Origin of the sequence: Kitasatospora putterlickiae (assembly GCF_039527695.1) — a bacterium.
Taxonomy (GTDB): domain Bacteria; phylum Actinomycetota; class Actinomycetes; order Streptomycetales; family Streptomycetaceae; genus Kitasatospora; species Kitasatospora putterlickiae.
Genome location: NZ_BAAAKJ010000229.1, coordinates 1 through 2,594, shown reverse-complemented (window position 1 = coordinate 2,594; position 2,594 = coordinate 1). Strand labels below are relative to the sequence as shown.

Sequence of the window (2,594 nt, the reverse complement as noted above, 5' to 3'; positions counted from 1 at the left end):
GCCAGCCGGGCGGTCGCGGGGGCGGCGGCCAGGGTCTGCTGGGCGCCCGCCATCGCGGTGAACGCCTCCCGCAGCGGGGCGGCCGCCTCGATCAGCGCGGCCGGTTCGGGCGCGGCGCCCGAGGTCGGTTCGGCGGTCGCCCAGAACCGGTCCAGCAGCGGCTGCAGGTAGCCGGACTCCTGCTTGGCCAGCGGTGAGGAGACGCTGTTGCCGGCCAGCGCGGTGAGCGCCGGCAGGGTCTCCCCGGTGGGCGTCGCCGTCGCACCGGTCGGGCCGGCCAGCGAGCGCAGGGCCGCCCGCCAGGAGTCCTCCGGCTTGTAGCCGCCCGGGTTCCAGGCGAAGTCCCCGGCCGTGCCGAGCGCGATCCGGGAGGCGACCGGCTGCTGCATCGCACCGGTCAGCATGACGGCCGAACGCGTCGCCACCTCGCTGTCGCGGCCGGTGTAGGCGCCCAGGAACAGCCGGTCCGGGGTGGCGTCGTTGACCGGGTAGTTGTCCATGGTGACCAGCGGGTGGCGGTACAGGTCCGCGGTGTCGCCGATCTGGGTGCCGGTGATCCGCTCCGGGATCACCCCGACCCCGCTCCAGGCCACCTGCACGGCCTGCGGCAGCGCGTCGGCCAGCGCCGCCCGGTACGGGGTGGAGCCCTGCTGGTGGTACTCGGTGGGGACGACCGACAGCGGTGCCAGGGCCGGGTCCCTGGCGATCAGCCGGTCCTGCACCTTGGTGGCCAGCTCGGCCTGCGCCTTGGCGGCGGCGGCCGGTCCGGTGCCGTACTTGGCGCGGTCGTCGGAGCAGTGCCACTCGTCGTAGGAGACGTCCAGGAACTGCAGCTGGAACGCGGTGAAGCCGAGCCTGCGCAGCCCGTCCAGCTTGGCGACCAGCGCGTCCGCGTCCTTGCCGGAGCTGTAGCAGAAGGACTGGCCGGGGTCGATCGCGTAGCCGAGGGTGATGTGGTTGCGCCCGGCGCGGGCGGCCAGCGCGCGCAGGTCGTCGGCCTTCGCCTGCGGGTAGGCGTCCCGCCAGCGGGAGGTGCGGTACGGGTCGTCGCCCGGGGCGTAGAGGTAGAGGTTCTGCTTGGAGCGGCCGAGGAAGTCCAGCTGCTCCAGCCGCTGCTGCTGGGTCCACGGGGTGCCGTAGAACGCCTCGGCGGTGCCGCGCACGGGGGCGCCGGACGGCCAGTCGCGCAGCGTGATCCCGGGCAGGCCGAGGCCGGCCGCGCCGGGCGCCTGGCCCTGCTCGGCCGGGACGGCGGCCAGCAGCTGGCGCAGCGACTGCGCCGCGTAGAAGGTGCCGGCCGGGTCGGTGCCGGCCAGGACGACCGCGCCGTAGCTGCCGCCGCCGGTCACCGGAAGCTGACCGGCCGCCAGGACGTAACCGCCGGCGGGCATTCCGGCGGTGGTCGGTGCCTCGGTGTCCTTGCCGCCGGCCGCGACGGTGAGCTCGCGCAGGATCCGGTCGGTCGCGCCGCCCGCGCCCTCGGCGGGACCGCCGACGTAGACCACCAGCGAGCCCGCGACCGGCGGGGCGGGCTCCGGCAGCGCGGTCACGGTGGTCGCCCCGGCGACGCCGAGCACCTCGCGCACCGCGGCGAGCGCGCCGTGGTCCGCCTGCGGCGCGGCGACCAGGGCGACGGCGCCCGGCACGGTGACCGGCTTGCCCGCCACCCGCCGCTCCTGCGGGCGGGGGAAGACCTGGGGGTCGCTCACACTGCCGAGCGGGGTCTGCGGGGCGCTGCCCGCGGTGCTCACCACGTCCGGCCCGGGGGAGAACCCGGGGGACTGCGCGTACGCGGCCGGGCCGCTCACCAGCAGGCCGCCGACCACGGCCGCCGCCGACAGGGTGGCCGCCATCTGGAGGGTGCGCCGGCTCGGCGCCCCCGGGCGGGCGGCCAGCGCGCGCTCGGCCCGGACCGAACGCAGCAGTGGTTCGGTGCCCTTGAGGTCCGCGATCAGCCGGTCCGCCGTCCTGGGCGCCAGCTGACGGCACGTCCGCGCCGTGGCCCGCCGTGCCGCGAGGGCCGTGGGGTGCTGCAGCACCTCGCGCAGCGCCGGGCTCTGCTCCAGCTGCTGACGGAGCCGCCGCCCGGCAGCCTCGGACACTCGGGCTTGCACAGGAGCCTCCTCGGCAGGCTGGAACCACATCGTGGCACAGCCCACCAGCTACGTTTCCCGGTGTCAACGCCGCCGACGGGTATGCCGATTTTGTCCGATTTACGTTGGAGTTAAGGCCTCTTTAAACGGGACTCCCGACCCTCCCCGGACACCCCCCGTCCGCTCTCTCCCGCGCCTTCCGGGGGGTGTGTCGCGTTGGGTCACCGGCCCGTCACCCGGGTAGGACTGTGGCTGTCCTGACTGGGCGTTGCCGAGACATCGCAGGAGCCGCGAGTGGCCGCTTATCTCGACCGTGACGGAGCCGACGGCCTGGACGTGCCGGCGCAGGACGCGCCGCCGCCCCCGCCCGAGCTGGTGGCGCTGGCGCGGGCCCACGGGGTGGACACCCGCTGCGGCCCCGGCGGCGTGCCGGCCGGCGCCCGCACGCTGACCGCCGTCCTGGCCGCGCTCGGCGTGGACGCGGCCACCCCCGAGGCCGCC

2 protein-coding genes are annotated in these 2,594 nt (G+C 76.2%); one reads left to right on the top strand and one right to left on the bottom strand.

Annotation, left to right across the window (positions count from 1 at the left end):
* The coding region (locus ABD308_RS23155) for a glycoside hydrolase family 84 protein (RefSeq protein WP_344338166.1) at positions 1-2,114 on the bottom strand (2,114 nt) is incomplete at its 3' end.
* Between the two features lie 273 nt (positions 2,115-2,387).
* On the opposite strand from ABD308_RS23155, the gene ABD308_RS23150 reads away from it, so the two are divergent.
* A partial coding sequence (locus ABD308_RS23150; RefSeq protein ID WP_344338165.1) for a hypothetical protein occupies positions 2,388-2,594 on the top strand: 207 nt, incomplete at its 3' end.